The organism is Streptomyces sp. NPDC043738, from assembly GCF_056436545.1.
Genome location: NZ_JBWKCJ010000033.1, coordinates 74,283 through 101,037 on the forward strand (window position 1 = coordinate 74,283; position 26,755 = coordinate 101,037).

Annotated in this window: 21 protein-coding genes; 11 read left to right on the plus strand and 10 right to left on the minus strand. The window is 74.4% G+C overall.

What is annotated here, in order from left to right:
* Window positions 1–163 precede the first annotated feature (163 nt).
* Both AC0680_RS32075 and AC0680_RS32080 read right to left on the minus strand, forming a co-directional pair.
* On the minus strand, window positions 164–1,966 hold the full coding sequence (locus AC0680_RS32075) for a choline/carnitine O-acyltransferase (RefSeq protein WP_478635827.1): 1,803 nt from the start codon (window positions 1,964–1,966) through the stop codon (window positions 164–166).
* A 224-nt stretch (window positions 1,967–2,190) separates the two neighbouring features.
* A complete protein-coding gene (locus tag AC0680_RS32080; RefSeq protein WP_478635779.1) occupies window positions 2,191–3,066 on the minus strand; it encodes a HalD/BesD family halogenase in 876 nt (291 codons plus the stop codon).
* 423 nt (window positions 3,067–3,489) lie between these two features.
* Here AC0680_RS32080 and AC0680_RS32085 point away from each other — a divergent pair, with 423 nt between their 5' ends.
* Window positions 3,490–3,636, plus strand: coding sequence for a hypothetical protein (locus AC0680_RS32085; protein WP_478635781.1), 147 nt, complete (start codon window positions 3,490–3,492; stop codon window positions 3,634–3,636).
* A gap of 22 nt (window positions 3,637–3,658) precedes the next feature.
* Here AC0680_RS32085 and AC0680_RS32090 read toward each other — a convergent pair whose 3' ends face one another.
* Entirely contained in the window at window positions 3,659–6,868 is a 3,210-nt protein-coding gene (locus AC0680_RS32090; RefSeq protein ID WP_478635784.1) for an AfsR/SARP family transcriptional regulator, read from the minus strand.
* Window positions 6,869–7,138: 270 nt separating this feature from the next.
* On the opposite strand from AC0680_RS32090, the gene AC0680_RS32095 reads away from it, so the two are divergent.
* Window positions 7,139–8,410 (plus strand): hypothetical protein, encoded by a 1,272-nt coding sequence (locus tag AC0680_RS32095; RefSeq protein WP_478635787.1) that lies wholly within the window; start codon window positions 7,139–7,141, stop codon window positions 8,408–8,410.
* Entirely contained in the window at window positions 8,407–9,045 is a 639-nt protein-coding gene (locus AC0680_RS32100; RefSeq protein WP_478635790.1) for a hypothetical protein, read from the plus strand. Before AC0680_RS32095 ends, AC0680_RS32100 begins: the two co-directional genes overlap by 4 nt.
* Here the strand turns inward: AC0680_RS32100 and AC0680_RS32105 are convergent.
* Window positions 8,964–11,147 (minus strand): ATP-binding protein, encoded by a 2,184-nt coding sequence (locus AC0680_RS32105; protein WP_478635793.1) that lies wholly within the window; start codon window positions 11,145–11,147, stop codon window positions 8,964–8,966. The two genes, AC0680_RS32100 and AC0680_RS32105, sit on opposite strands and share 82 nt — an antisense overlap.
* 240 nt (window positions 11,148–11,387) lie before the next feature.
* Between AC0680_RS32105 and AC0680_RS32110 the strand changes: the two genes are divergently transcribed.
* Window positions 11,388–13,412, plus strand: coding sequence for an NADPH-dependent 2,4-dienoyl-CoA reductase (locus AC0680_RS32110; RefSeq protein WP_478635795.1), 2,025 nt, complete (start codon window positions 11,388–11,390; stop codon window positions 13,410–13,412).
* Window positions 13,413–13,487: 75 nt separating this feature from the next.
* Entirely contained in the window at window positions 13,488–14,042 is a 555-nt protein-coding gene (locus AC0680_RS32115) for a PadR family transcriptional regulator (RefSeq protein ID WP_478635798.1), read from the plus strand.
* A 106-nt stretch (window positions 14,043–14,148) separates the two neighbouring features.
* Here the strand turns inward: AC0680_RS32115 and AC0680_RS32120 are convergent, their stop codons facing one another.
* From AC0680_RS32120 to AC0680_RS32130, 3 genes are all read right to left on the minus strand, one after another.
* Window positions 14,149–14,421, minus strand: coding sequence for a hypothetical protein (locus tag AC0680_RS32120; protein WP_478635801.1), 273 nt, complete (start codon window positions 14,419–14,421; stop codon window positions 14,149–14,151).
* 137 nt (window positions 14,422–14,558) lie between these two features.
* The gene (locus AC0680_RS32125) at window positions 14,559–16,148 is read right to left on the minus strand and encodes an AMP-binding protein (RefSeq protein ID WP_478635802.1); all 1,590 of its coding nucleotides are present in this window, start codon (window positions 16,146–16,148) and stop codon (window positions 14,559–14,561) included.
* A gap of 95 nt (window positions 16,149–16,243) precedes the next feature.
* A complete protein-coding gene (locus AC0680_RS32130; protein ID WP_478635805.1) occupies window positions 16,244–17,152 on the minus strand; it encodes a Gfo/Idh/MocA family protein in 909 nt (302 codons plus the stop codon).
* Window positions 17,153–17,365: 213 nt separating this feature from the next.
* Between AC0680_RS32130 and AC0680_RS32135 the strand changes: the two genes are divergently transcribed.
* The 6 genes from AC0680_RS32135 (at window position 17,366) to AC0680_RS32160 (ending at window position 23,939) form a co-directional block, all read left to right on the plus strand.
* Window positions 17,366–18,823, plus strand: a complete 1,458-nt coding sequence (locus AC0680_RS32135) for a hypothetical protein (protein ID WP_478635806.1) — start codon at window positions 17,366–17,368, stop codon at window positions 18,821–18,823.
* Window positions 18,820–19,962 carry an ARPP-2 domain-containing protein gene (locus AC0680_RS32140; protein WP_478635808.1) on the plus strand — a complete coding sequence of 381 codons (1,143 nt, stop codon included), beginning with the start codon at window positions 18,820–18,822 and terminating at the stop codon, window positions 19,960–19,962. The genes AC0680_RS32135 and AC0680_RS32140 overlap by 4 nt, the downstream gene beginning before the upstream one ends.
* Before the next feature lie 206 nt (window positions 19,963–20,168).
* Window positions 20,169–21,188: a glutamine synthetase gene (gene glnII, locus AC0680_RS32145; protein WP_478635811.1), complete on the plus strand. Its 1,020-nt coding sequence runs from the start codon at window positions 20,169–20,171 to the stop codon at window positions 21,186–21,188.
* 149 nt (window positions 21,189–21,337) lie between these two features.
* On the plus strand, window positions 21,338–22,267 hold the full coding sequence (locus AC0680_RS32150) for a DUF6891 domain-containing protein (protein ID WP_478635813.1): 930 nt from the start codon (window positions 21,338–21,340) through the stop codon (window positions 22,265–22,267).
* Window position 22,268: 1 nt separating this feature from the next.
* Complete coding sequence (locus tag AC0680_RS32155; protein WP_478635815.1) at window positions 22,269–22,868, plus strand: rhomboid-like protein; 600 nt, start codon at window positions 22,269–22,271, stop codon at window positions 22,866–22,868.
* Window positions 22,869–23,336: 468 nt separating this feature from the next.
* Entirely contained in the window at window positions 23,337–23,939 is a 603-nt protein-coding gene (locus tag AC0680_RS32160) for a winged helix-turn-helix domain-containing protein (protein ID WP_478635818.1), read from the plus strand.
* Here AC0680_RS32160 and AC0680_RS32165 read toward each other — a convergent pair.
* The 3 genes from AC0680_RS32165 to AC0680_RS32175 are packed head-to-tail and all read right to left on the minus strand — an operon-like array spanning window position 23,936 to window position 26,242.
* Complete coding sequence (locus AC0680_RS32165; RefSeq protein WP_478635820.1) at window positions 23,936–24,577, minus strand: DedA family protein; 642 nt, start codon at window positions 24,575–24,577, stop codon at window positions 23,936–23,938. The genes AC0680_RS32160 and AC0680_RS32165 overlap by 4 nt on opposite strands.
* On the minus strand, window positions 24,570–25,457 hold the full coding sequence (locus tag AC0680_RS32170) for a lysophospholipid acyltransferase family protein (protein ID WP_478635822.1): 888 nt from the start codon (window positions 25,455–25,457) through the stop codon (window positions 24,570–24,572). Before AC0680_RS32170 ends, AC0680_RS32165 begins: the two co-directional genes overlap by 8 nt.
* Window positions 25,454–26,242 carry a GNAT family N-acetyltransferase gene (locus AC0680_RS32175; protein ID WP_478635825.1) on the minus strand — a complete coding sequence of 263 codons (789 nt, stop codon included), beginning with the start codon at window positions 26,240–26,242 and terminating at the stop codon, window positions 25,454–25,456. The genes AC0680_RS32170 and AC0680_RS32175 overlap by 4 nt, the downstream gene beginning before the upstream one ends.
* Window positions 26,243–26,755: the final 513 nt, after the last annotated feature.

Below are 26,755 nucleotides of genomic sequence, written 5' to 3' on the forward strand. Positions count from 1 at the left end.
CCCCCCCCCCCCCCCCCCCCCCCTCCCCCCCCCCCCCCCCCCCCCCCCCCCCCCCCCCACCCCCCCCCCCCCCCCCCAACCCCCCCCCCCCCCCCCCCCCCCCCCCCCCCGGGGGGGCGTCCCCCCCCCCCCGCCGGCTGTGTGCGGGTGCGGGGTGCGGGGGTCAGTTCCCGGAGCGGTCGGACGCCAGCAGGTCGCGCAGTTCGTCGATCGCCTCGCGGAGGTGGTCGGCGAAGCGGTGCATCTGGTCGGCGACCGGCAGCGGCGTGCTCAGGTAGAGGTGGAAGCGTTCGGGGAGCAGGACGTAGGCGACGCCGATGCAGCGGCTGCTGGTGGAGCCGAAACCGAAGTACTGGATGTGGGTGGAGGGGGCGGAGCTGGTGCTGAGGTAGTCGTCGCGCAGGGTCAGCCAGCCGGGGGTGCGGTAGAGGGCGGGCTGCTCGGCGAGGCCGAGTTCCGGGCCGCGGCGGCGCTGGATGAGTTCCAGTTCCCACAGGTGCTGTTCGGGTGCGTCGCCGGCCTGGCACTCCTTGGCGCGGGTGACGTGTGCCCGGGCCGCGGTGCGCAGTGCGCCGCGGCGGGCGTCCGGATCCGTCGCCGGGTCCTCCATGGCGGCCACGAAATCGACGATCTCCGGGGTGACGACGCGCATCGCCTCGGTGCGGCCGCGGCGCCACTGCCGGGTGGCGATCGACTCGTAGGTGGCGCCCAGGCGTCCCTTGGCGCGCTGGTGGGCGAGCTGGTAGGCGAGCTGGACGAAGGCGTCCGGGGAGACGCCCAGGGATTTGGCGGTGTTGGCGCCGAAGTCGTCGAAGGAGACGGTGCGGGTGGCGGTGTCCGCGCCGTACTGCGCGAACGCCTCGGCGGCGGAGCGCACCTGGGCGCGCAGGGCGTCGTCCAGGTGGAAGGTGACCGGCCGGCGGGCGGGCACGCCCTGGGAGCGGGCGCCGGATGCCCGGGAGTGCTCCTCGGCCGGGGTGGACAGCAGGGCGTCGACGAAGCTGAGGATGGTGGTGCCGTCCAGCTCGCAGTGTTCGACGTTGATGCCGGCGCGGCCGTCGGCGAAGACGACGAAGGAGACGGCCTTGTCGAACCAGCGGTTGCCGCGGTCGCCGTAGAGCAGTTCGTCGCAGGTCTGCTGGGTGTCGGCGGGGGCGAAGTCCTCCAGGCAGACGCAGAAGAGGGCGGTCTCGATGTCGTCCAGGGCGTCGGCGTTGCCGGGGTGGTGCGCGAGCAGGGACGCGCGGGCGGCGGCCCACTCGGCGCGGGCCATGGTGGTGAGGTGGCCGACCGGGGCGTCGGCGCCGGCCGGCTCGCCGCCGTCGAGTACGGCGCGCAGTCCCGCCCGCAGGTCGTCCAGGCCGTACGGCGTGCCGTCCGCGCCGAGTACGTCCAGCTTGACCATGCCGCCCCGGAAGAAGACCACGATGTGGCGGGCGTCGGACGGGCCCGGCCACTGCGGGGTGTACGGGGCGCGGACGGTGTCCTGTTCCGCCCCGGGGATGCGGGTGGTGGAGAACAGGTACTTGTTCTGCTCCATGGTCTGCGGCACGCCGCGCTGGAGCACGGGAGGGATGAGCGCCTGGTCGAGCCGGCGCTTGTAGTGCAGGGCGGCGGCGATCAGGCCGGCGGCCCGCTCCACCTGCGGATCCGCCGGCGGCTGCGCCGGCGCGGCGTCCTGGAAGAGGAAGAAGAAGTTGGCGTTGAGCGCGATGCGGTCCCGGCGGCCCAGGTAGCGGTACGGCCAGAAGGTGTCGAGCCAGCTGTGGACGCCCTCGGTGGCGTCGTACTCCTCCAGCGCCGCCTGGAGCACCCGGCCGGGGCCGTCGGGGCGGAGGTAGGCGGCCACCTCGGCCTCGGTCGCCGCCAGCTCGTCGGCGGTCAGCAGCGGCGCGCACCAGGCGAGAAACCGCTCGCAGCTCTCCTCCAGGGAGGGCAGCGGCACCCGCGGGAGGCTGTCCTCCAGCGCGAAGGTGGGCGTGGAGCCGGTGGCGGGGGCGGGCGGAGCGGTGGGCGTGGTCGGGGTGGGTGCAGCGCCCTGACTGTTGGTCACGTACGGTCTCGATTCCGGTTGTCGGTGGGTGCGGGGCTGGGACTGGGGCGGGTTGAGGGGTGCGCCCCGAGGGACCTGACAGAGCCTGCTCCTCGGGGGAGGCGAAGCGGCGCCGTTTGAACTGCTTTTGGCAGGCTCTAATCCAGCAGGCGGTCGCTGCGCACCGCCCGGTCCTCGGCTGCCAGGTGCTCGGGGCACACCCGGCCGAAGAGCTGCCGGGTGCGGGCCACGCTCCCGATGACGCCGGGGCGCTCGCTGTAGGCGAAGATCGCCGAGTGGCGGGCGACCTCGCCGTGGACGGGGCTGACCCGGTGCAGTGCGTAGCGGCCCTTGAACAGCTGCAGGTCGCCGGGCCGGAGGGGGAGGCGGTGTATCAGCCGCTCGCCCCGGCCGTGCAGGACGTCCCGTACGTCGTCGAAGTGCTCGTCCTGCGCGGACCTGATGTTCGGGCAGTACTCGAAGACGCCGCCGGACTGCGCGTCCTGGGTGAGCATGCTGACGGTGAACTCGTTGGTGTCGAAGTGCCAGGGGTGCTCCTTGCCGGGCTCGACGACGTTGAGGACGAGCCCGGAGAGCGGGTCGGCCAGCTCGTGCAGCTGCGGAAGCCGGAAGCAGCGGGCGACGAACCGCTGGAACACCGGGTCGCAGTAGAGCTGGCTGATGAGCGAGCCCGCGGGGATGCGGTCCCGGGCCACGAAGGCGTTGCCCCGCTCGAAGGCCGTCCGGCCCGGGTGGTCGGCGGGCAGGTCGGTGTCGACGGCGATGTTGTAGACGTTGACCGTTTCCACGTCGAAGTGCGCCCGGGGGGCGAGGGCGGAGCACTCCTCGCGCAGCACCTCGCGCAGCGCCGGGTGGATGAAGTCCGGCAGCACGGTGCAGCCGAGGGTCTCCAGGTCGCGCCGGGCACGGGACACCATGGCCCGCCCCTCGTCGCTCTCCGGTTCCGACAGCGGGTAGCGCGCGGTGTCGACCACCTGGTCCAGCGCCGGGGTCGTGTCGTGCAAGGTGCTCATGGGTTCCTCTCGCATGCTCACCGGCCGACCTCGGCCGGATGTACGGCCGTTCGGTCGGCTCGTGCGGTAACTGCCGTGCCAAGAAGCTCAGTTGAGCGCAGTTGAAGCTGCCATATCACCTGCGGTGTTGTCTGTGACAAGTCACACGATCGGGTGCTGCATAGCCGTGGCGGGAGGACGGCACGCCGCGCGGGGGACCTGACGAAGGGCCGCGAGGCGCCCCCGAAGGCCGCGAGAGCCCTTCGCCGCCGCTTCGCGGGGCCGTCAACGGCCTTCGGTCAGGCATCTCCACAAGATCCACACCTCCACTTTCGAGTGAAGGGGTTCCGCCATGTGGGCGTCCCACGTGTACCTTCAGGCGCACCCGCGCTAGCAGCGGGCATTGCATCCTGTCAGCGACACAGTGGAAGTTGCATAAAGACGTTGAACAAGCTGCGCTTCACCTTCGCCACCCTCACGGCGCTGTCCCTCCTGGCCGCGATCATCGTGGCCGCCGGCGAGCAGGCGGCACCGGCCCCCCGCCAGCAGTTGGCGGTCGGCGCGGTCACCGGCAAGCAGGTGATGTGGTGAGGCGGCGGACGGCGGTTCCCGGTCAGGACCCGATGGCGGTCGGGAGGGTCAGCAGCCGGTCGAGGTCCGCGGCCTCCGTGGTCGCGCCGAGCCTGCGGTAGAGGGCCAGCGCGCGTTCGGCGTACGGGCGGGCCGCGTTGATGTCCTGTACGTGCAGGAGGGTGCGGGCGATGCCCGCGAGGGCATGGGCGGAGCCGAGCGGAAAGCCGAAGGTCCGTGCGATGTGCAGGCCGCTGCGGTAGGTCTCCAGGGCGGGGCCCGGCTGCCCGGCGGAGCGCAGGGTGTCGGCGATGCCGATCAGGGCGCGGTGCCGCTCGTAGGGACTGTCGATACGGCGCGAGACTTCCTCGGCGGCGCGGAAGTGCGCCAGGGCCTCGTCCGTCCGGCCGGACTCCACGCAGGCGGCGCCCAGGCTGGTCAGGGCGTTCACCTCGCCGACCGCGTCGCCCCGGGCCCGGTGGCTGGCCAGGGCGCGCCGGAAGCAGACGCGGGCCAGGCCCGGCTGTCCGGTGACGCGGTAGACCGTGCCCAGGTTGGTGTCGAGGATGGCGAATTCCTGTCGCCCGCCGAAGCGGCGGACCTGGACGAGGGACTGCTCGTAATGGCGGCGGGCCTCGTCGTACATGCCCTCCGCGAAGTAGATCTCGCCGATGTTGTTGAGCGCCTTCGCCTGGCCGTGGGCGTCGTCGAGGTCCCGGTGGATCGCCAGCATCTCCTCGAAGCGCCGCATCGCCTCGGTGTACTCGGCGCCGAAGATGAGCGCGGCGCCCTGCACGTTGAGGCTCTCGGCCACGCCGTAGCGGTCGCCCGCCCGGCGGTAGAGGTCCAGGGCCCGGTCCATCTCCCGTAAGCACCTCTCGCCCCGGCCCGCGGCGAGATGGGCGCGGGCGGTTTCGAAGAGGGCGTCGGCGCGGCCGTGGGTGTCGTGCAGTTCCTCGAAGAGCCGCCGGGCCTCGGACGCGCAGCGCAGCGCCTCGCCGTGGTTCTCCTGGGCCAGCACGCCCGCGCGTTCCACCAGGGTCTGGGCGAGCGCCAGACGGTCGCCCCCGGAACGCAGGGCGCGCTCCGCGGCGGCGGCGAGTTCGGCGGTGGTGTCCCGTGCCCCCCACAGCCGCAGGGAGTAGGCCAGCACATGGGGGAAGAGGACGGCGAAGTCCGGGAACTCGCCGGCTGCCGTGCGGGCCACGGCCAGGAGGTTGGCGCACTCCACGCTGAGCCACACCGACGCCGCGTCGGCCGGGGCGCCGGCGGCGGTGTCGGTGAAGTCCGATGCGTACGGCGAGACCTGTTCGGGGCCGATGGGGCGCCGGCGGCGGCGCGGGTGGGCGAGGCGGTCGGCGCGGTCGGCGGTGGTCAGGTAGTACGCCATGAGCCGGCCGAGCGCGGCGCGGCGGGCCGGCCCGGAGTCCTCGCGGCAGGCCAGCCGGCGGCCGAACGCCCGTGCCAGGTCGTGCAGTTGATAGCGGTCCCGGACGGGTTCGTCGAGCAGATGGCGGTCCAGCAGCTGGTCGGCCGCCTGGCGGACCTCGGCCGGGTGCGCGGCGCACAGCGCGGTCGCCGCCGCGAGGGTGAGGTCGGGGCCGGGGTGCAGCGCCAGATGCCGGAAGAGCCGCTGTGCGGGGGCGTCGAGATCGGCGTAGCTGAGCCGGAAGACGGCCGCCACCCGCTCGTCGAACTCGTCCAGGCGGTCGGTCGCGTGGGCCAGGCGGTGGGCGACGTACTCCAGGTCCCAGGTGTCCCGGTGCCGGAAGCGGCTGGCGAGGAGCTGGACCGTCAGCGGGTGGCAGCCGCACAGTTGGACGACGCGGCGCAGCGCGGCGGTGTCGGAGGCGCGGGTGCCGCCGACGATCCGGGCGAAGAGCGCGCAGGCCTCCGAGACCGGCAGCACGTCCAGATGGAGGGGGGTCGCGCCGTCCAGCTCGGTGAGGCGGTTGCGGCTGGCCACGATCGCGCGGCAGGTCGCGGCCCCCGGAAGGAGTGGGAGCACCTGCTCCGCGTCCCGGGCGTTGTCCAGGACGACGAGCACCCGGCGGTGCGCGGTCCACTCCCGCCAGCGGGCGGTCCGCTCGTCGAGGGTGGCGGGCAGCGGCTCGGCCACACCGGCGCTGCGCAGCAGGGACGCCAGCGCCTCGGCCGGCTCGTACGGCGGCTGGTCGCTGTAGGCGCGCAGGTCCAGATAGAACCCCCCGTCGGGGTAGTCCGGGCGCATCCGGTGCGCGGCATGGACGATCAGTGTCGACTTGCCGACACCCGGCATGCCGTGGACGACGGTCAGGGGCAGGGCCGTGCCCTGGGCGTCCTGGGACGGGCCGCCGAGCAGCAGGCGCAGCTCGCTGCCGCGCCCGGTGAAGTCCCTGGTGTCGCGCGGGAGGGTGCTCCCACCTCCCCTGGCGGCCGCGGGACCGCCCGGGCCGTCCGGCCCCTCGGCGGGTGCCGGGGCGAGCCCGGGGGGCGCGGCCGGGCCGGCCACGAGGAGGGTGGGGTCCTGCGTGAGGATCCGGCGCTGCAACTCCCGCAGTTCCGCCCCCGGATCGATGCCCAGCTCCTCGCGCAGCCGGCGGCTGGTGCCGCGGTAGAGGGCCAGCGCCTCGCCCTCCCGGCCGGAGCGGTACAGGGCCAGCATCAGGGCCGCGACGGCCTGCTGGGCGAGCGGGCCGCGGGAGACCAGTTCGTGCAGCTCGCCGATGAGGTCGGCGTGCCGGCCCAACTCCAGTTCCAGCCGGATGCGTTCCTCGCGCACCCGCCGGTGGTCCTCGGTCAGCCGGGCGCGGGCGGCGAGCGCCCAGTCGCCGCCGAACTCCGCGAACGGCTCCCCGCGCCACAGGGCCTCGGCGGTGTGCAGCAGCCCGACGGCGAGTTCCCGCTCGCCGCGCCGGGCCGCGGCGCGGGCGTCCGTACGGAGCCGATGGAGCCGGGTGAGGTCCACGTCGTCGGCGCGGTGGACGCGCAGCCGGTAGCGGCGCGGGGAGGGGCGCTCCACCCGCGCCAGGTCGCCGACGGCGCGGCGCAGCCGGGAGCGCAGCCGCGACAGATAGCTGTGCAGTGTCTCCACGGGGGTGCCGGGGAGGGCGTCGTCCCCCCACACGTGGGCGACGAGGGTGTCGACGGCGACCGGGTCCCCCTGCGCGTACAGCAGTGTGGCCAGCACACAGCGCTCCTTGGGTGAACCGAGTGTGTGCTGACGGCCCTGGTGCCACAGCTCCAGAGGTCCCAGCGTCAGAAGTTCCACCATCGCCCCCCGGATGGTTCTCCTGCTTCCTGCCGCCCCGGCAGTTCCCGTGCAGGTGCACGGTGCATCCGATTCACTGTTGCGGCCGGGCCGGATCGGCCGGAGGGTGCGGGCCGGGGCGCACTGTCGCGCGAGGGGCGCACATGCCCCGTGCAGCTGTCAGCGGCGGCTTGCAGTTCGCCTGCAAGGTTTTTGCAACCCCGGCTGCAAGGATCCGCGGGCACTCACCTCACCAGGAGCCGATCAACTCAGGCAGGGAACGGGGGAGTTCACGTGAGTGTGACGTGGGGGGACATCGACCGGCGGCATGTGCCGCTGCGCCTGGATGTCGACCGCTGGGCCACCCGCCGGGTGCGCAGGAGCGTGCTGGCGGTGGTGCACACGGTCACCGCCGGGCAGCGGCTGCTGGAGGCGGTGCAGCTCTTCGACGGCGATCCCCGGGTGCAGGTGGTCTTCACCGCGGCGCCCGATGTCTTCAGCCATGGTGTGGACGCCTTCCTGGAGGACACCAAGGCCCTGGTGCTGCCCTGGACCCAGGCCGTCCAGACCCGGTTCGACCTCGCGCTGGCCGCCAGCCACGGCGGTCTGCACGAGCTGCACGCCCCGGTGATCGTGCTCCCGCACGGCGCCGGGTACAACAAGCTGGTCTCCGCGCCCGCCGGCCGGCGCGGGCTCCCGGCGGTCGCGGCCGACCGCGGGGTGTACGGGCTGAGCCGTCAGCGCCTGGTCCGGGACGGGGTGGTGGTGCCCGCGGCGATCGTGCTCGCCCATGAGGAGGAGCTCGGCCGGCTGGGGCGGGAGTGCCCGGAGGCGCTGCCCGCCGCGGAGGTCGTCGGGGACCCCTGCTTCGACCGCATCACCGCGAGCCTGCCCTCCCGCGCCCTGTACCGGGAGGCGCTCGGCACCGGAGCCCGCCAGGAGCTGGTGCTCATCTGCTCCACCTGGGGGCCCGATTCCCTGCTGGGGCAGGAGTGGGAGCTGCTGGAGCGGCTGGTCGCCGAGCTTCCCGGAGACGAGTTCCGGATCGCGGTCCTGCTGCACCCGAACGTCTGGAACGCCCATGGCGAGTGGCAGATCCGCAGCTGGTTCGCCGGGCTGGGGCGCCGCGGCGTCAGCCTGATCAGCCAGTACGCCGACTGGTGCGGTCCGCTCGTCGCCGCCGACTGCATCGTCGGCGACCACGGTTCGGTGTCGCTGTACGGGACGATGACCGGCGCGCGGATCCTCACCGCGGGGGCCGCGGCGGTGGAGCTGGCGCCCGGCTCGCCGATGGCGGAGCTGCACTCCCTCGCCCCCCGGCTCCGCGCCGACCGGCCGCTGCGCAGGCAGCTGCGCCGGGGCGCGGCCACCCACCGCGCCGACCGCTACGCCCGCATCGCGGCCCGGATCACCTCGGAGCCGGGGCGCTTCGCACGGCGGATGCGGGCGCTGATCTACCGCAAGCTCCGGCTGCGGGCACCGGCCGCCCGGCTGTGGCAGGAGCCGGCGGAACTGCCGGTCACGGTGCGGTACGGCGGCGCGCCGGGCGGGGTGGTGGCGTCATGAGCACGCTGCGGTTGGCGCTGACGGGGCCGGGGCTCGTGGGCTCCCGGGCATGCACCGCCACCGGTGCCGACACCGTCACCGTCTCCCTCTCCGTCGGCGTCTTCGTTTCCGCGCCCGGCGCTGACGCGGTGTGCGTCCGCGCGGCCCACGGAGCGGTGCACCGGGTGCGGGTCGGCCTGCTGCTGCCGGGCTCTGGGCGGCCGGTCGTGGACCAGCATCTGCGCGTACGGACCCCGGCGCCACGGCCCTGGCCGCGGCTCGCCGACGTACTGGCCGTGCCGGACGCGGACGCCGCGGCGGCCGGGGACGTGGCGGGACGCCATCCGGGCGCCGCGGTGGTGGCGGTGTACCGCGACGGCGAGCGGTGCGGACTGCGGCTCGGCGGGCCGTACGGCTCCGGCGGTGCGCTGCTGTCGCTGGCAGCCGGGCGCTCGGCCGGGATCTGCTGGGAGACCTGGGCCTCGCTGGCGCACGCCTGGCTGGTGGCGGGGCTCTCGGTGGCGGGCCTGGCCTCGGCCGCGGTGCGCGTGATCCGGCGCCCGGTGCCGTGGGTTCAGTCCGAGGTGCCGTCGCCCAGCAGCCCCAGCCGCTCGCGCACCGCGGCGGCGGGCCCGGGGCGGTCGACGGACAGGTAGAGGTCCAGCGCCTCTTGGTAGTGCTTTCGGGCCAGGTCCGGTCGTCGGAGCTGCTCGGCGGCCTCGGCCAGGGACTCCAGGGCGCGGGCCGCCTCGTAGCCGGCGGCGACGCCGCGCAGCACGGCCAGCGCCTCGGACAGCCGGCGCTCCGCCTGCTCGGGCGCGCGGCGGCGGAGCAGGACCCGGCCGAGCAGCAGGGTCGCCCGCGCGGCGTTGTACGGATCGTCCGCAGCCAGCAGCGTCCCGCGCGCCGCGTCGGCGTCGGCGGCCGCCCGGTCGAGCAGGCCGGTGGCGAGGGCGACATCGGCCGCGTTCAGCCGGGCCAGCCCGCCGGCGCGGACGTCTCCGCAGGCGGGCAGCTCGACGGCCGCTCGGTCGAACAGGTCGGCCGCCCGCGCGAGCCGGCCGGCCCGCTGATGGGCCAGTCCGCGGTAGTTCAGCGTCCGGGCCACGCCCAGTGCGTCACCGCGGGCGGCGAAGGTCCGCGCCGCCTGCTCGAACATCTCCAGCGCGCGGTCGAAGCCGCCGCTGCCCAGCTCCCCCAGGCCTCCGGAGGTGAGCATCCGGCACTCGGCCGCGGAGTCCCCCGCCTCCCGTGCCGCGGCGAGCCCTTCGGCGTGGACGGCGCGCCAGTGGTCGTAGTGCTTGCGCCGGGGGAAGAGCGGCCACATGGCGTCGGCGAGCTGCCAGCTGACCGACCCCAGGCCCGCGGTCCGCGCGCGGCGGATCACGGCCGTCAGGTTGTCCAGTTCCCGCTCCAGCCAGTCCAGCGCCGCCTCGGCGCCCTCTCCCGGCTCCTCCGTGACCACGGGGTCCGGGCCGAAGGTGCGCGGCAGTCCGTCCCGCCGCGGGTCGGTGATCTGCTCGACGCGTGCGGCGGTGGCCAGGTAGTGGTCCGCGAGGCGCCGTAACGCCGCGGTCCGCTCCGCCGGGGTCTCCTCCTCGGCGGCCTGCGCGGCGGCGTGTAAGCGCACGAGGTCGTGGAAGCGGTAGCGGTCCTCGCCGACGTCGATCAGCAGATTGCCGTCGTGCAGCACGTCCAGCAGCTCCGGGGCGTCGGCCGGCTCCGGACCCGGGGCGGGCTCCGGGCCGGGAGCCGGTTCCAGGCCGCCCGATCCGGCCAGTAACGCCTGTGCCACGGCGCTGCCGAACTCCCTTCCCGGGTGCAGGCCGAGCAGCCGGTAGAGCCGGGCCGCCGCGCTCGGCAGGCCCCGGTACGACAGGTCCAGCACACCGCGCACGCTGAGATCGCCGTCGATGGCCAGCTCGTCCAGGCGCCGCCGTTCCTCGGTCAGCGCCCGGACCATCGTGGTGATCGGCCGGTGCGGCCGGGCCGCGAGCCGGGCGCCGACGACCCGTACCGCCAACGGCAGGCCGGCGCACAGGCCCGCCAGGGTGCGGGCGTCGTCCGGCTGGTCGGCCACCCGGCCGTCGGCCAGGGTGTCCGCCAGCAGCTCGACCGCCGCCTCCAGGCCGAGCGGCTGCAGATGGACCTGGTGGCAGCCTTCGAGGGTCAGCCCGGACAGCCGCTGCCGGCTGGTGACCAGGGTGACGCTCGGCCCGCCCGGCAGCAGCGGGCGCACCTGGGCGGCGGTCGCGGCGTCGTCGAGGAGCACCACTATCCGCAGCTCGGCGGTCAACGAGCGGTAGAGCGCGGCGCGTTCCGCCATGCCGGACGGCACCGCCTGCGGGGACACGCCCAGCGCCCGCAGAAAGCGGCTGAGCACCTCCGCCGGCTCGGCCGGGCCGTGCGGCGACTGCGCACCGAGGTCGGCGTGGAGCTGGCCGCCGGGAAAGTCCGCGCGCAGGGTGTGCAGCCAGGAGAGCGCCAGGGCGGTCTTGCCGACCCCGCCCAGTCCGCTGACCGCGGCCAGACAGGAGTGCCCGTCCCGCGCGGCCTGTGCGCGGTGGCGCTCCAGGAGCGTCAGTTCGGCCGTGCGGTCGGTGAGCGCGACGGCCGGCGGAAGCTGCCAGAGCACCCGCGGTGCGGCCGGCGCCGCGGCGCGGATGTGGATGCCGCCGTGGACGGTTCCGGCCTGCACGCTGGGGCCGTGGACGACCCCGCTCACCTCGTTGTGGCTCTCCCGGTCATGCCCGCGCACGCGTCCCCCTCCGCCGTCACCCCGCCGGCCGGCGACCGGCCGGTTCCCCAGGAGCAGTATTTCCGCACCGGCTGGGGGCAACCAGGGCGCCGGACGGCGGGCGCCGCCGCTTTATGCAGCCGGACACGGCGGGGGCTGCGGCGCCCAGTCGCCTCGCTCACAGTTTTTGCAACTTGTTGCATAACAACGGACGGCTGGTCTACAACGGTGCGTACCGTCCACCGCGCAAGGAGGCCCCCCATGAGCCCCACGACCCCGTATCCGCACCTGATGAGCCCGCTCGACCTCGGGTTCACCACGCTCCCCAACCGGGTGCTGATGGGATCGATGCACATCGGCCTGGAGGAGGCCGAGAACGGGTTCGCGCGGATGGCCGCCTTCTACGCCGCCCGCGCCCGGGGCGGCGTCGGCCTGATGGTGACCGGCGGTATCGCACCGAACGACGCGGGGCGGCCCTACGAGGGCGGGGCCAAGCTGACAACGCCGGAGGAGGCGGCACAGCATCGGACCGTGACCGAGGCGGTGCACGCCGCGGGCGGGCGGATCGCGATGCAGATCCTGCACTTCGGGCGGTACGCCTACCACGCCGACCTGGTCGCCCCGAGCGCGATCCAGGCGCCGATCAGCCCCTTCACCCCGCACGCGCTCACCGACGACGAGGTCGAGCAGACCGTCGAGGACTACGTCCGGGCGGCGGAGCTGGCCAAGTCCGCCGGGTACGACGGCGTCGAGGTCATGGGCTCGGAAGGCTATTTGATCAACGAGTTCATCGCCGGGGCCACCAACCACCGCACGGACCGGTGGGGCGGCTCGTACGAGAACCGGGTGCGCTTCCCGCTGGAGATCGTGCGCCGCATCCGCGAGCGCGTCGGGACGGACTTCATCCTGATCTACCGGCTGTCGATGCTGGACCTGGTTCCGGGCGGCTCGACGCTGGAAGAGGTGGTCGCGCTCGCCAAGGAGATCGAGGCCGCGGGCGCGACGATCATCAACACCGGGATCGGGTGGCACGAGGCCCGCATCCCGACCATCGCGACGTCGGTGCCGCGCGGCGCCTACACCTGGGTGACCAAGCGGCTGATGGGGTCGGTCTCGGTTCCCCTGGTGACCAGCAACCGGATCAACACCCCCGAGGTGGCCGAGGAGCTGCTCGCCGACGGCCGGGCCGACATGGTCTCGCTGGCCCGGCCGTTCCTCGCCGATCCGGACTTCGTCGGCAAGGCGAAGGAGGGCCGGGCCGAGGAGATCAACACCTGCATCGGCTGCAACCAGGCCTGCCTCGACCACACCTTCAGCGGGCAGATCACGTCCTGCCTGGTCAATCCGCGGGCCTGCCACGAGACCGAGCTGGTGCTCGCGCCGACCCGGCGGAGCAAGCGGCTCGCGGTGGTCGGCGCCGGTCCGGCGGGGCTGGCCTGCGCCGTGTCCGCCGCCGAACGCGGCCATGACGTCACGCTGTTCGACGCCGCGCCGGAGATCGGCGGACAGCTGAACATCGCCAAGCGGGTGCCGGGCAAGGAGGAGTTCGACGAGACGCTGCGCTACTTCCGTACCCAGCTCGCGCTGCGGGGCGTGCAGGTGCGGCTCAACTCCCCCGTTGCGGCCGGCGACCTCGACGCCTACGACGAGGTCGTGGTCGCCACGGGTGTCACCCCGCGCGTCCCGGAGATCGAGGGGATCGACCACCCGAGCGTCGTCAGCTACCTCGACGTGCTGCGCGACGGCGCCCCGGTGGGCGAGCGGGTCGCGATCATCGGCGCCGGCGGCATCGGCTTCGACGTCGCGGAGTTCCTGACCGACACCGGGGAGGGGGCGAGCCAGGACCCGGAGACGTACTTCCGCGCCTGGGGCGTGGACACGGCGTACGGCGAGCGCGGCGGGCTGCGGGCGCCCGAGCGGACCAAGGCGCCCCGCCAGGTGCATCTGCTCCAGCGCAAGGCCTCCAAGGTCGGCGCCGGTCTGGGCAAGACCACCGGCTGGATCCACCGTACGGAGCTGCGGCACCGGGGCGTGACGATGACCGCCGGGGCGACGTACGAGCGGATCGACGACGAGGGGCTGCACCTCACGGTCGACGGTGCGGCCGCCACGCTCGCCGTGGACACGGTCGTGCTGTGCACCGGACAGGAGCCGTGCCGGGAGCTGTACGAGGAGCTGCGGGCCCAGGGCCGGGCGGTGCATCTGATCGGCGGGGCGGACGTCGCCGCCGAGCTGGACGCCAAGCGCGCGATCAAGCAGGGAACGGAGCTGGCGGCGGCGCTGTGACCTGCCGCCGCGTCCTGGGGCGGGCCCGGTTCCCAAGGCCCTCCCCAGGACGCGGCCAGACCCTAGGATTCCCCCATGTCCCTCCCGCACGCGATCCTCACCGCCCTGCTTGAGAAGCCGTCGTCGGGGCTGGAGCTGACCCGCCGGTTCGACCGGTCGATCGGCTACTTCTGGCCGGCCACGCATCAGCAGATCTACCGGGAGCTGGGCAAACTGGAGCAGGCCGGGTTCATCCGGGCACTGCCGTCGGAGCAGCCGTCCCGGGGGCAGAAGAAGGAGTTCGAGGTGCTGCCCGCGGGGCGCGCGGAGCTGACCGCATGGGCGTCCGGCGAGCAGGACTCCAAGCCCGTCCGCAACGCGCTGCTGGTGCGGCTGCGGGCGGCCGCGGTGGTGGGGGACGCCGGCCTCGACACCGAGCTTCACCGCCATCTCGCGTTGCACCGGCGGCAGTTGGCGGAGTACGAGGAGATCGAGGGGCGCGACTTCGGCGCCGCGACGGAGCCGGAGGACCGGCTGCGGCGGCTGGTGCTGCGGGCCGGGATCGGGCTGGAGACCTTCTGGGTGCAGTGGCTGGAAGAGGCGCTGGCGGAGGTGGCGGACATGGCGCCGGGCGAGCGGCCCGGGGAGTGAACCCCGAACCGCCCGCCGGACCCCGTCGGCGGATGCCGCGCCCCAACGGATGCCGTGGATCGGCAGATGCCCTGACCCGGGGCACCCAGGGCGCGCACCGGACGGATCAGCAGTTGTCGTAGATCAGGGCGCGGACCAGGCGGCAGGTCGTGTCGGAGGGGCTGTGCACCCCGATCTGCGCGGCGGTGCTGCGGATCTTGCGGTTGTGGGCCTGCTCGGGGCGGTAGACGCCGGTGTCGAGCAGGGCTATGGCCAGACGCATGGCCTTCAGGCGGCGGTTGTGGGATTCGTACCGCTCGCGCGGCCATCCGGCGGGCAGTGGCTTCTTGGGCAGCGGGTGGGCCGGGAGAGGCTTCGTCATGAGTGTGGCAGCGGCCATCGGCGACCTCCTGGAGCGTGGAAAGAACCCTCACTGACTGGTTCCCATTCTACTGGCCCCCACTGACAAAAGCCCCTGGCCAGGGGCGATTTGGGGCCTCTGGCCAGGGGCTCTGCGGGCCGCCGGGGCGGCCCGGCTCAGGGCGTGGTGACGGCGGCCCGCAGCAGGGCCTTGTCGGGCTTGCCGACGGGGGTGAGCGGGATCTCGTCCACCGCCCGGACGACGACGGGGGCGTAGAGCGCACCCTTGTGCTCGGTGACGAAGGCGCGCAGGGCGGCGGCGTCCACGCGGTGGCCGGGGGCGGGGACGACCGCGGCGTGCACCTCCTCCGCCTCGTCGGCCGTGCGCACCCCGTAGACGGCGCAGTGGGCGACCGCCGGGTGGGTGTGCAGCAGGTCCTCGACCTCCGCCGGGTGGACATGGCCCCCGACGACGATGATCACGTCCTTGACCCGGTCGACGAGGTAGAGCCGGCCGTCGTCGTCCAGGCAGCCCACGTCGCCGGTCCGCAGCCAGCCGTCGCCGGTCAGCGCCCGCGCGGTCAGCTCGGGCTGCTTCCAGTAGCCGGACATCACGCCGGCGGAGCGTACGTGGACCTCGCCCTGCTCCCCCGCCGGCAGGTCCCGCCCGTCGGCGTCACGGATCGCCAGCTCGACTCCGGGCAGCGCCCGGCCGACGGTGATCCGGCCGCCGGGGCCGGTCGGGGTGTGGTCCGCGGGCAGGGCCGTGGTGATCGACATCGCCTCGGACATGCCGTACATCCCGTACAGCACCGGGCCGAAGGCCTCGGCGGCCGCCATCAGCCGGGACGGGGAGGCCGTGCAGCCGCCGTAGATGATGCCGGTCAGCGAGCCGAGGTCGGTCGTGGCGAGGTCCGGCTCGTCCAGGAGGCGGTACAGCAGCGGGGGCAGCAGCCACAGGTGGCTGATGCGGTCGTGGGCGACGGCGGCGAGGACGGCGGCCGGGTCGAAGGCGCGGTGCAGTACGACGCTGCCGCCGGAAGCGAGCGTCACATCGCTGAGCACGCCCGCCAGGTGGGCCAGCGAGGTGCAGACCAGGAACCGGGGCCGCTCGCCGGTGGCCGCCGACTGCTGGGCGATCATCCCGGCGTACGGGGCGTGCGCCATCCGGACTCCCTTGGGGATGCCGGTCGTTCCCCCGGTGTGCCGGATGCACCAGTCGTCCTCCGGGCGGGCGGCGCTCGGGACGGTGGGAGTGGCCGGCAGGGCGGCGCAGGCGGCCGTCAGGTCGGGGCCGAGGGGGGACGGCGCCGGGCCGAAGGTCATGACCGCGGGGAGCGGGCCCTCGGTGTGCGCGAGGAGGTCGCGCGCGGTGTCGTGCAGCGCCGGGTCGACCAGGAGCAGAGCGGTCTCGGCGCTCGCCACGACACGGGCCAGGGTCTCGGCGGCCATGCCGTCGTAGAGGAGGACCACGCGGGCGCCGAGGAGGTTGACGGCGTAGCGGGCGGCGAGCGCCTCGGCGCGGTTGCCGCTGAGGAGGGAGACGGTGCGGCCGCGGCCGATGCCGTGGTCGGCCAGCACGGCCGCCATCCGGTGGACGGTGGCGTGTAAGGCGCCGGCGGTGACCTCGGGGCGGGCGTCGCCGCCCGGTGTGCCGGTGGTGCCGGGCTCCCCCTCCGGGCCGGTCAGCACGGTCCGGGAGGGGTCCTGGGCGAGGGCGGCCAGGATGGTGTCGACATAGCTGGTGAACGCGGTGGCGGACGGCATGGCGGTGGTGCTCCTCGGTGCGGCGGCGGTGCGTCGGACACCCCCGACGCTAAGCGCGAACACCCATCCGCTCCATGACCAATTCCGCCATGTGGTCATGACCCGAGAGGCATGAGCGGTGCCAGGGTCCCCTCCGCCGCGGCCAGGATCTCGGTGACCCGCAGCCCGAAATGGACGTCGCAGGCGTTCGGCAGGCCGGTGCCGGCCGCGGCGAGCAGGGCGTCGACGGCCCGGTGGTAGGCCGCTTCGGGGCCGTGCCGGCGGCGCGGCAGGGTGGCGATGCCGGCGGTGCCGCGGAGGGTGACCTCGACGCCGGCCGCGGCGGCCGGGGCGGCGAGGCCCACCGTCGCCGAGCTGGCCGCGCCGCTGCTGTGACGCATCGCCAGCAGCACCGTGTCGGCCGGGCCCCGGGAGGCGGTGATCGTCTCCACGTCACCGAGGACCGCGAGGAGCACGGAGAGCGCATGCGGGCCGATGTCCCACAGACCGCCCTTCTCGCGGCGCCACGGCGAGCGGGCGTACGGGCTGGTGGTGTCCTCGACGAAGACCGGGGCGAGCCAGTCGGCGTGCGCGGTGAACCAGCCGCCGGCGGCCGCCTGGGCGGCGATCCACTCGCCCTCCTCCTCGCCGAAGCGCGCGGTGAAGAAGACCACCGAGGCGACGCCGGCGCGGTCGGCGGCGTCGGCGGCGGCCCGGGCCTCGGGCACGGAGGTGGCGACCGGCTTGTCCAGCAGCAGGTGGCAGCCGGCCTCCGCGGCGCGCACCGCCAACGGGGCCTGGACGGAGGGCGGCAGGGCGATCGACACCGCGTCGCAGGCGGCGAACAGCTCGCCGGGGGTCTCGTAGGGGCGGGAGCCGTGAGCCTGGGCCAGCGCGGCCGCGGCCTCCGCTCTGCGCCCCCAGACACCGGTGAGCTCGACGCCGGGGTGCGCGGCGAGGGCGGGGGCGTGGACGCTGCGCGCCCAGGGGCCGGTGCCGAGGAGTCCGATGCGCATGGTCGTCATGGGGCCAGTGTCCCGCGGGGTGCGGCGCGGCACGCGCAGCCGGCGGCCGTGGCCCCGGCGGGTAATCCGTATGCCCCTACGCCCGGGCGGTGTTACGTTGCATCAGCCGGCCGCGGGACTCCGGTGCGACTTCCGGACCTGCTCTGCAAAGCAACGATTCGCTGCTCGTGCCCCCATTCCCCGGCCGGCATCCGACTGACGGGGGAGGACGGGGTGGCGAGCGGCGCGGATCTGGTGGCGGCCGAGGACGTGCTGCTGTTCGTCAATGCCGCGATCACCTCCACCGGACAGCGCGAATTCCACTCCGACGCCGGTGCGCAGCAGCTGTCGCTGGACTTCCTGCACGCGTACGTACGCATCAACTACCGCCCCCTGTACGCCGCTTCGCTCGCGCTGGACATCAACGACCACAACGCGGCGCTGATCGTGCGGGAGCTGCTGCGGACCGCGGGCGAGGCGAGCGCCGAGGAGCGGCGCACGGAGGGGCGGCTGATCGCGGCCCGGCTGGCGCGGCTGCCCGCACCGCGCGTGTACCGCCTGTTCCGCGCGCTGCGCACCGCCAAGGTCAACAACCGCCGCACCCGCGCGATCATGCGCGACTGGCTCGCGGCGCGCCCGGATGCGGCCCTGGACGCCGTGAAGTACCGGGGCGGCCTCAAGGGCGCGGCGCGGCACGCCCATCTGCCGCTGGACGGCACGGCGGGCACCGGCGGCGAGCTGGGCGACTTCCTGTTCGCACCGGACCGCCGCAGGCACTTCAGCACCCCGCTGCTGGACGCCTGGCGCCGGGCGCACTACGAGCAGGGCGCGGTGTACGAGCTGCCGTTCACCGTCGCCGAGGGCTTCGCGGCGGCGCACGGCATCGACCGCCGCGCCTTCCTGGAGCGCATCGCACCGCGCATGACGCGGCTGGAGCGGCTGCGCACGCAGGAGTCGGCCCGTGCGCGCGGTGCCCGGCCGGACCTCGATCTCGGCGGGCTGCCGCTGACCCGGCTGGCCTCGTACGTCCTCGGGCTGCCGCTGGACGAGCGGGCCGCGCGGCGCGCCGAGCTGACCGGTGCGCTGCGGGCGGCGGCCCGGCGTACGGCCGGTGCGCGGGCCGGGACCTGGGGCCGGGTGGCGGCCGTATTGGACGACAGCTTCTCCACCACCGGCTCGCGGCAGAAGCGGCACCGTCCGCTGGCGACCGCGCTGGCCTGCCACTTCCTTCTGGAGGCGCTGGCGCGGACGTATCTGCCGCGGTGGACTTCCGGGCGGCGGGACGCGCTGCTGGCCTTCCCCTACGGGCCGACGCCCCTGGGGATGCGCCTGCTGGACGCGCTGGAGGACGCGCCGGAGCGGCTGGTGATCGTCTCCGACGGGTGGGACAACGCGCCGCCCGGCCTGGCCGGTGAGGTGCTCCGGGTGTGGCGCACCCGGCTCGATCCGGAGCACCGCACCTCCGTGGTGCACCTCAACCCGGTCTACGACGCCGAGGACTTCGCCGTACGGCGGCTGTCCGCCTCGGTGCCGACGGCCGGGGTGCGCGACGCGGAGGATCTGCCGGCGCTGGTGCAGCTGGCGCGGTTCGCCGAGGGCCGTACGGGGCTCGCCGAGCTGCGGGCCCATATGGACGAGCGGGTGCGGCGGTTCCTGGGCGAAGAGCCGGGACGGAAGGAGGCTTCGGCATGAGCGGCCTGGATCTGAGCGGGCTGCGCGCCCGGCCGGCCCAGGTGTGGGGCGCGGTCCGGCTCGTGCCGCTGGTGCGCGCCGAGCCGATCGTCGATCTCCGGCTGCACCGCGAGCTGTACGAGGACGGCCCGGCGACCGTGTCGGCCGACCGGAACACCTCCTACACCTCGTACGTCCCGCACGGGTTCGTGGCGGACTGGACCTCCGACGGGTCGCCCGCCGCCGCGTACGGCTCGCAGCTGAGCGACGGGCGCGGCCCGGTGGCCTGCGCGCCGCTGCACTTTCCGCGCAGGCTCGTCCAGAAGCGGGGCGGGGCGCGCGGCAAGGGGCCCTCGCCCGGCGGGTCTTCGGGCGGGCTGCGCTTCCTGCCGCTCCATCTGGCGCTCGACGGCTATCTGGCGCTGCACTTCGGCGGCCCGTCGATCGTGTGGGAGGAGTGGACCCGGCGGGCGGTGCGCGAGGGGCTCTCGCCGCGTGCGGAGCGGGCCTACCGGGGCGAGCGGGTGCCCGGGCTCGAGGACGCGCTGCGGGTCTTCGAGATCCATCCGGGACAGTGCGGTGTGCTGGTGTACGTCGCCGACGCGCCGGCCGCCGCCTTCGTGGTGCCGCACCCGGACGACTACCGGGCGCTGCACCCGTCGCTGCTGCAGGACCTCTACGGCGAGCTGATGTACCAGTACGCCCTCTACGGCGGACCGGTGCCGGAGTTCACCGCCCGGATCGCGGCGGAGTACGTCACCTCGCTCGGGGAGCTGCGCTCCGCCGCCGAGCGCCGCGCCCGGGAGTGGGAGGCGCAGCATGCCGACCTGATGGCGGGCGAACTGCTCGACGAGTCCTACGACGTCCGGCGGGTGTACCGGATGGGGCGCTTTTCCCTGTCGCGCTTCCTGCCGCCGTTCGCGCTGCACCGCCCCCAGCACATCGGCGAACTGATCACGGACGGGAAGGGGCGGGTCGCCTACCTCAAGACGTTCCGGCTCTCCGACAAGCAGGTCCGGCGCGGCCATGTGCTGCACCGGCTCGCCGCGCACGAGTGGCACGTGGGGCGTACGGCACGGGCGCTGGGCATCAGCGGCCAGGAGCTGGTGCGGCGCGTCGAGCATCTGGGATTCCAGGGCCTGCTGAAGCACTTCGGTTGAGCTTTGCACCACATCTGCGGCGACAAAGCGGTGCATATCGACACCCGCGAACCAGACCAAAGCCGGGCATAAAGCCGCGGAATCGCGGGATGTCCGGTTGAGTAACCTGCGGTTCACATATGGGCAACGGACGGGAAACGGCCTGTTGCGAGTGTGCGGCAGTACGCCCGCACGCGTACCCGCACCTACCCGTATAAGAGGACCCCGTGACCATCAAGGCCGAGTACATCTGGATCGACGGCACCCAGCCGACCGCCAAGCTCCGTTCCAAGACCAAGATCCTGGCGGACAGGTCCGAGCTGCCGCGTTGGGGCTTCGACGGGTCCAGCACCAACCAGGCCGAGGGCCACTCGTCGGACCTCGTCCTGGAGCCGGTGTTCAGCTGCCCGGACCCGATCCGCGGCGGCGACCACCTGCTGGTGCTGTGCGAGGTGCTCCACACGGACCTGACCCCGCACCCCTCCAACACCCGTGCGCTGCTGCGCCCGGTGGCGGAGAAGTTCGCCGGCCAGGAGCCGATCTTCGGCATCGAGCAGGAGTACACCTTCCTCAAGGGCGACCGTCCGCTCGGCTTCCCCGAGGGCGGCTTCCCCGCGCCTCAGGGCGGCTACTACTGCGGTGTGGGCGCGGGCGAGATCTTCGGCCGGGAGATCGTCGAGAAGCACCTCGACCTGTGCCTGGCGGCCGGCCTCGGCCTGTCCGGCATCAACGCCGAGGTCATGCCCGGCCAGTGGGAGTTCCAGGTCGGCGCCCTGGCGCCGCTGGAGGTCTCGGACCACATGTGGGTGGCGCGCTGGCTGCTGCACCGGGTGGCGGAGGAGTTCGGCGTCACCGCGTCGCTGGAGGCCAAGCCGGCCAAGGGCGACTGGAACGGCGCGGGTGCGCACACCAACTTCTCCACCCGCGCGATGCGCGAGGGCTACGACGCGATCATCACCGCCTGTGAGGCGCTGGGCGAGGGCGACAAGCCGCTGGAGCACGTGCGCCAGTACGGCACCGGCATCGAGGACCGGCTGACCGGCGCGCACGAGACCGCGCCGTGGGACCAGTACAGCTACGGCGCCTCCGACCGCGGTGCCTCGGTGCGCATCCCGTGGCAGGTCGAGGTGGAGAAGAAGGGCTACATCGAGGACCGGCGGCCGAACGCCAACGTCGACCCGTACGTGGTCACCCGGCTGATCGTGGACACCTGCTGCACGGAACTGGCGCGACGCGAGCAGATCTGAGCGAGCAGGCCGCGCGGGCAGAGTCGAGGCAGGCGGAACGCACGCGCGGGAAGGGGCCGGGCCGAGGGGCCCGGCCCTTTCGCGTGCCCGGCGCCGCTTCTCGCGCCGGGCCGCGGCCGGTTGTCAGTGGCGGCTGGCAGGCTGGGGACATGCTTGCGATCAGCGTCAAGACCGAGACCGGGGCGGACCGTTCACGCCCCACGGCGGCCGAGCTGGCAGGGCTGCTGCGGCGGATCGGCGGCGACGGCGACCACTTCGTGGTCGCCGAGCGGCTGCCGGCCGAGGACCAGGTGTATGTGCAGACCTGGCGGGACGGCGACGGGCTCTTCCAGGTGGCACACCGCGACGGCGCGCCCGAGCGGCACTTCACCGCACGGACCGGCGACGCCCAGCGGGTCGCCGAGGTCTTCGTGGACTGGGCGCGCGGCGGGGAGTCGTGGCGTACGGCGCTGGACTGGCGGCCCGCGGACCTGTACTCCACACCCGGACTGGACCCGGAGACCCGAGCCGCCGCCGAGGAGCAGGCCCGCAAGGGCATCCGGTCCGGCTTCCGGCCCTTCCACGAGGTCGCGCAGAGCGTCTGCGACGCCTTCGGCCCCGAGGACACCCCGGTCTCGCTGGACGAGGCCCGGCGGCTCGTCGCGGGCCTGTGGGAGGAGCGGCTGACCGAGCAGGCCGACTGGCCCGAGGTCACCGACCCGGACCGGGTCGCGCAGGCCTTCGCCGCGCTGGGGGCCCAGGGACTGACGGCCCGGATGGACTTCACCTGCTGCGGCCGCTGCGGGCTCGGCGAGATGGCCGCCGAACGCGCCGAGGGCGACCGGGGCTTCGTCTTCTTCCACCACCAGGACACCGAGGCGGCCGCTGCGGGCCATGGGCTGGCGGTCCGGTACGGCGCCTACGCGGACCCCGGGGAGGCATCGGGCGAGGCCCCGGCGGACGAACGCGCCGTGATCGGTCGGACGGTGGCCGCGGCGCTCGCCGAGGCGGGGCTGCCGGTGCGCTGGGAGGGCGATCCGGACCGGGTCATCGAGGTCGCCCCGCTGGACTGGCGCAAGCGGCTGCCGGTGGGGGCCTGAGATGGCCCTGCGCATGCCCTGGCTCGCGCCGCTCTACGTCGGCGCCGTGCAGCTCGGCGCACACGCCACCGCGCGGCTGCCCGAAGGCCGGCGCACCCGGTTGCTGCGCCGCCACTCCACCAATGTGGCCAATCTGCGGGCCGGCCGCTGGGAGACGCTGGCCACCAGCGCGGGCCTCGTCGAGGAACCGCTTCCGCTCCCGTACGCCGCCGCGCTGCTCGCCGCCCTGGGGACGGCCGAGACCCGCTGGGGCCCGGGGGGCGCGGCGGCCGTGTTCGCGGCCGGGCACACGGGCGCCAGCCTGCTGGTCTACGCGGGGCTGCGCGGCCGGGTGCGCACGACCCCGCCGGACCCGACCGCGCAGGCCGTCGACGTCGGGGCCAGCTACGGCTTCAACGCCACGCTGGGCGCCCTGGCCGCGAGCGTCCCGCACCGCGGGGCCCGGGCCGCGGCGACCACCGGGCTGCTGGCGCTGGGCATCCGCCCCGTACTGCGGCGCGGCCGGACGTTCACCGACGCCGGACATCTGGCGGCGATAGCGCTCGGCGTGGCGGTGGGGTACGGCATACGGGCACGTACGGGACGAGCCGCCACCACCTGAGCCGGGACGGCGGGGCGGCCGACCCCACCGAGCCGCAACGCGTCACCCGCCCGCACGGGACCGCCCGCCAACGACCGCCCATCGGTTTTCGGCCATCGGCTCCGCGTCCCCGCCCTCCCCAACTCCATGGCGAGGAGGCCGAGTCGGAGCCGCATCGCTCCCGGTCCCGCCACCCACGCGGGCCGGGCGCGGCGGAATTACGTCACACCGGCACCCGGACGAGGGACAGATCACCGACCGTCTGGTTCAATAAAGCCATGGCCAGCCTTACAGACAGCGCGACGGGTCGCAGCGACCTCGAGCCCTTCTGGCCGTCCCGGCAGGCTCACGCCTTCGACCTTCTGTGTTGCCGCGCACACTGAGCGCGGGCCCGCACACGCCTCATCGACGCCGCTCGACCGGCGTCCCCAGCCCTGCCCGCGCGCACGACGTCCCCGACGCCCCTCTGCGCGAAAGAGCTGACTCCCGATGACGAACGTCCGTACTCTGGCCGCCAACTCCGCGACGGCTCCCGAGTCCCCCCGCACCACCCCGCACCCCCACCGCCACCGACTGCGCGCGGTGACACCCGACGAGGCCCTCGCCTCGCCCGCCACCGCCCCGCACCACGGTGTCCAGTCGGTCGCCGAGCTGCTGGAGTCCGGCGCGACGTGGATCCCGGCGCCCCAGCACAGCGTGCCCGCGCTGCCCGGCCAGCCCCCGATGGTCGGGTACCTGGTCCTGGTGCCCGCCGAGCAGGCCGCCGCGCAGCCGGCCGTCGAACCCCCGGCCGCGCCGACCGGCGACGAGATCGTGCGGATCGACCCCGAGCAGCGGACCGCGTACGTCCAGGGCCGGCCGCTGGATCTGACGTACCTCGAGTTCGAGCTGCTGGCGCATCTGGTCGCCCATCCGCACCGGGTGCACACCCGCGACCAGCTGGTGACCACGGTGTGGGGGTACGGCCACGTCGGCGACGGCCGCACCGTCGACGTCCATGTCGCCCGGCTGCGCCGCAAGTTGGGCGCCCGGCACCGGGCGTCGATCGTGACGGTGCGCCGGGTCGGCTACAAGTACGTGCCGAGCACCTAGCAACCGGCGCCCGCCCGCTCCTTCGGGGGCGGGAGGGCGCCCGAGCCGCGCCGGTGCAGACACCCCACACCGCTCGCCACCAGCAGTCCCATTCCGGAAGCCAGCAGCATCGCCTTGGCCGGGGAGTCGGTGACCGCCGCGCCGCCCAGGCCGCCGAGGGCCGCGCTGCACAGCGCCCAGACGCCCGCGCCCACCGCGTCCAGCAGTACGAAGCGGCGCAGCGGGAAGCGGACGCTGCCGGTGGACAGGGCGGAGACCACACGGCCACCGGGCACGAAGCGGCCGGCGACGACGAGCAGGGCCGCGTGCCGCTCGACCATCGCGCGGGCCCTGGCGTGCCGGGCGCGGCCGCGTTCGCCCCGGAGCAGCCGGGCGCTGGCGCGTGGGCCGGCGTACCGCCCCACCGCGTAGCCCAGGCAGTCGCCCGCCAGCGCCCCGGCCGCCGCGACGCCCGCCAGCAGGGCGAGCAGCGGCAGATCAGGGCCGATGAGCACGGCGACCAGAAGGACCGTGCTCTCGCTCGGCATGAACGGCAGCAGTGCGTCGAGAGCGGACACCAGCAGCACGACCAGCCACAGCCAGGGCGAGTCCAGCAGGCCCTGGAGCGGCTCGGTGAGCTGGTCGAGCTGGTCAAACATGGGCCGGGGCGTCCCTGACCTCCGCGGCCGCCACCGACGTGTGCCGCACCGCCGCGCCCCGCACCGGCGCGGCCTCCGGAGTCCGGCCGCCCAGCACCGCCCGTGCCGCGCGCGCCGCCAACTCCCGCCGGTCCAGGCCCGCGTCCCGGCCCGTCGTCGTCAGCACCGGATGCGCGGTGACGCGGATCGTCAGCGCGCGGGCGGCGAGCACCCGGCGCAGCGAACCCACAAAGGTGTCCTCGCCGCAGAACGCGGCGACCGTGCTGGGCAGTTCCCGCTGGGTGTACTCGATGGTCACCGGCCGGACCGGTGCGCCCGCGTCGAGCGCGGCCTGGAAGGTGGCCCTGCGGAAGGTGCCCTGATCGGCGGTGCACCAGGTGGTGGCCTGCGGGAAGACCGCCACCGACCGTCCGGAGGCGAGCATCCCGGTCAGATCCCTTATCGCGCCGGGCAGCCCGCGGGGGCTCGTACGGTCAATGAAGTGCGTACCGGCTCTGCGGGCCAGTCCGCCGACCACCGGCCAGCCGCCGACCTCGCGCTTGGCGAGCAGGGTGACCGGTTCGACGGCGAGCAGGGCGGGGATGTCGAGCCAGGAGATGTGGTTGACGACGAGGAGGGTGCCGGGGCCGCCCCCGCAGGTGAGGGTGCCGGGGCCCTCCCCCGGGCTGTCGAGGCGGATGCCCAGCGCGTCGAGCAGCGCGCCGGCGTGGGCCCGCAGCCGCACCGGATCGGCCATCCGCTCGCCGTCCGTGAGCGCCCGGCGCACCCGGTGCGCGAAGACCGCCGAGCGCCGGGCGACACCGGTCGCCGGTATCCGCGGCAGGGTGTGCGCCGCACAGCCCGGTGTGCAGTCGGACCAGACGTCCCAGGGACCGTTCACCGCTCCCCCAGGAAGTAGCGCCGGTAGCGGTCGCCGAGCCGTTCCATGTCCAGGACGACGAAGAAGTCGGCGACGTCGAACTCCGGGTCGTGGGCGGGCGCGCCGCAGATGAAGGCGCCGATGCGGAGGTAGCCCCGCAGCAGCGGGGGCAGCTGGGCCAGGCTGGGGCGGTCGGGCACCGGGACGGTGGAGTGCCAGGGCTGGTGCGGGGTGACCTGCAGCTCGGGCGGCGCGGCGTGGCGGGTGCGGCCCAGCTCCCAGGCGTGGGCGGCGGCGGTGCCGCCGTCGGCGAGCGGGACGGAGGCGCAGCCGGCCAGGTAGCGGTGGCCGGAGAGCAGGGTGTAGCGGGCCAGGGCGGCCCACATCTGGGTCATCACCGCACCGCTGCGGTGGTCGGGGTGGACGCAGGACCGGCCGGCCTCGATGAGGGAGGGGCGCAGCTCCTCCAGGGACCCGAGGTCGAACTCGCCGTCGGAGTACAGCCGCGGGCTGCGGCCGGGCGGCAGCAGGCGGTAGGTGCCGACGACCTCGCCGGTGGCGGTACGGGTGACGATGAGGTGGTCGGCGAGCTCGTCGACGGCGTCGATGTCGTGGCCGGCCAGCGGGGAGTGCAGGGTCGCGCCCATCTCGCCGGCGAAGACCTGGTGGCGCAGGCGCTGCGCGGCGCGGATCTGTTCGGTGGTGTCGGCGATCTGCGCGGTGTAGTCGGGGACGGACGCGGCGGGTACCGCCGCGGGTCCGGGAGCGGTGCCGGGGGTGGTGGACGCGGTCGTTGCCATGCTCATGGGAGCCCTCCATGGGGAGTGGGGAGGCTGCGATAGACCGGCGGGCCACGGTCATGACCTGGCCCTTCTCTACGCGCCAGACTGTTCCCCGGCCCGACAGCCGGGCACGTGAAGCGCAGGGAGCTAGGGGGTGAGCCTCCGCGTAACACTGCGTTTTGCCTGCCTCCCACGTTGTCGGCTGTCCCGCCGTGGGGGTTTTCGCCGTTGCGCCTGCGGCGGGCCCCTCCGCTGCGCTTTGCTGCTTCCCACGATTTCGGCTTTCCCGCCGTGGTGGTTTTTCGCCGTTGCGCCTGCGGCGGGCCCCTCCGCTGCGCTTTTGCTGCGGTCGACTTTTTTGGCTTTCGCGCCGTTGCGCCTGCGGCGGGCGGATTCCGCTGCGCGGGGCTGTTCGGCTGCCGGTGACGGGCCGGAGGGGTGGGGGTGTGGGACTGCTGCGCTTTACGTCCCACACCCCCACCCCTCCGACCCGCCCCCTCCCGTTGGTGGGTGGGAAAAGACCGTGGGGGTGTACGT

Bases quoted from the DNA above. Each gene is read 5' to 3' on its own strand.
- AC0680_RS32080 (WP_478635779.1), bottom strand. From the start codon at position 3,066: ATGAGCACCTTGCACGACACGACCCCGGCGCTGGACCAGGTGGTCGAC.
- AC0680_RS32090 (WP_478635784.1), bottom strand. From the start codon at position 6,868: ATGGTGGAACTTCTGACGCTGGGACCTCTGGAGCTGTGGCACCAGGGC.
- AC0680_RS32100 (WP_478635790.1), top strand. From the start codon at position 8,407: ATGAGCACGCTGCGGTTGGCGCTGACGGGGCCGGGGCTCGTGGGCTCC.
- AC0680_RS32110 (WP_478635795.1), top strand. From the start codon at position 11,388: ATGAGCCCCACGACCCCGTATCCGCACCTGATGAGCCCGCTCGACCTC.
- AC0680_RS32115 (WP_478635798.1), top strand. From the start codon at position 13,488: ATGTCCCTCCCGCACGCGATCCTCACCGCCCTGCTTGAGAAGCCGTCG.
- AC0680_RS32120 (WP_478635801.1), bottom strand. From the start codon at position 14,421: ATGGCCGCTGCCACACTCATGACGAAGCCTCTCCCGGCCCACCCGCTG.
- AC0680_RS32125 (WP_478635802.1), bottom strand. From the start codon at position 16,148: ATGCCGTCCGCCACCGCGTTCACCAGCTATGTCGACACCATCCTGGCC.
- AC0680_RS32130 (WP_478635805.1), bottom strand. From the start codon at position 17,152: ATGACGACCATGCGCATCGGACTCCTCGGCACCGGCCCCTGGGCGCGC.
- AC0680_RS32140 (WP_478635808.1), top strand. From the start codon at position 18,820: ATGAGCGGCCTGGATCTGAGCGGGCTGCGCGCCCGGCCGGCCCAGGTG.
- AC0680_RS32150 (WP_478635813.1), top strand. From the start codon at position 21,338: ATGCTTGCGATCAGCGTCAAGACCGAGACCGGGGCGGACCGTTCACGC.
- AC0680_RS32155 (WP_478635815.1), top strand. From the start codon at position 22,269: ATGGCCCTGCGCATGCCCTGGCTCGCGCCGCTCTACGTCGGCGCCGTG.
- AC0680_RS32160 (WP_478635818.1), top strand. From the start codon at position 23,337: ATGACGAACGTCCGTACTCTGGCCGCCAACTCCGCGACGGCTCCCGAG.
- AC0680_RS32165 (WP_478635820.1), bottom strand. From the start codon at position 24,577: ATGTTTGACCAGCTCGACCAGCTCACCGAGCCGCTCCAGGGCCTGCTG.
- AC0680_RS32175 (WP_478635825.1), bottom strand. From the start codon at position 26,242: ATGAGCATGGCAACGACCGCGTCCACCACCCCCGGCACCGCTCCCGGA.